Here is a 1,349-nt window from a genome sequence, read left to right as displayed (position 1 = left end):
TTTTTTCTTACCCTTTCCCTTTGGCTTTTTATTTATTATATGATGAGCCATAATAAAAGATATATGATACAGTATCATCCTTGCCCAAATCTCCTGTTGGATGCTTTCTCGTTTTTTCGCATGAACAGCACACAGATCCGCTGAATATTTAAGGTCACGGAACGATAATTCTATACCCCATCGAGTATTGTATATTTCTTTTATTTCATCCTTACTAAATTCATCCCGGCTTAAATTTGTGATGATCGATTCATATTCTTCACTACCATCCAGCTTAAATCGAACTACACGGAAATGAAGTACATACTCAGGATTATGTTCATCAATAAAATCAAACGTAGATGTAGTAGATAAGAAACGATATTTCTCTGGTTGAGATTTTATATCTTTGGTCTGTTTTCTTGTCAATGTGATATGTAAATCCAAATCAAATTCTTCATCTGGCAGATTGAATTTTCTTAAAAGACTGGAAATCGAGTGTATATCTTTCACACGTATCAAAAAGGACTTACCCGACTGTATGATATGTGCCATAGTATTCCAGGTTGCATAATTTCTATCTGCGATAAAAATAGCATTATCATCGTGAAAACGTTCAACTATTTTCCACATGGCTTCGACCTCGTTCTTACTATGAATCCCTTGAACGATCGTATCTAAATAACGATGGTTTAAAACATCATAGCTGACATTAAGATGAAAAGCAGATAGAAATTTTCCTTTCGATGCACTTTTATGTAACGTATCGGGATCACTAAAATCAAGTGGTATTTGCATTTCAGACCCATCGACCGCAATAAGATGATAGCCCTTATATAAATTATCAGGTGGAAATGCTTTATTCAGTTCATTCAAAATATATTGAAAAACACGTGAAGAAATTTTAGAACGTGCCTGGACAAGTGCAGAGGCAGTTGGGGTATTATTTGAGTAATGGAAAAAATCAAGTAGTTCTTCCCGGATAGGCTTACCCGCCATTGATAAGATGAATGAAATAGTATCTTTAAAAGATAGCTTTCTAGATTTACGAGTGAAATCAGAACTTTCATGTGTGACAAAATGTTGATCATATTTCAAACGATCCGCCTTATTTAAAATCTTATCCAAAGAATTGAAAAGTGTTTTATGAATAGAGATCATACCACAATCCCCTCAATTCTTTTATCAGATATGAAGGTAGAACAAGCATTGAAATTATTACTAAGGATCATATAAGATCACCTCCTACACCTTACAAAAGCGCGAAGTGTAACGGAGCGCACGATTTTTCTGATTTTGTCAAGCCTAAATAAAAAAGACACCTATACTTTTTGTATAAATGTCTCTCATCTATTTTTCTTTAACTTAAT

At 33.7% G+C, this 1,349-nt stretch carries 1 protein-coding gene; it reads right to left on the bottom strand.

Going from position 1 to position 1,349, the window contains the following annotated elements; genetic code table 11:
- Nucleotides 1-1,140: IS4 family transposase (locus tag ACESPQ_RS20770; protein WP_373144875.1), on the bottom strand; the 1,140-nt coding region annotated here is incomplete at its 3' end.
- Between the last annotated feature and the right edge of the window lie 209 nt (nucleotides 1,141-1,349).

It is taken from the genome of Clostridium sp. HGF2, from assembly GCF_964240115.1.
Classification (GTDB): Bacteria; Bacillota_I; Bacilli_A; order Erysipelotrichales; family Erysipelotrichaceae; genus Clostridium_AQ; species Clostridium_AQ innocuum.
The sequence above is the reverse complement of the archived record's forward strand: the minus strand, read 5'-3'. Positions and strand labels throughout refer to the sequence as shown.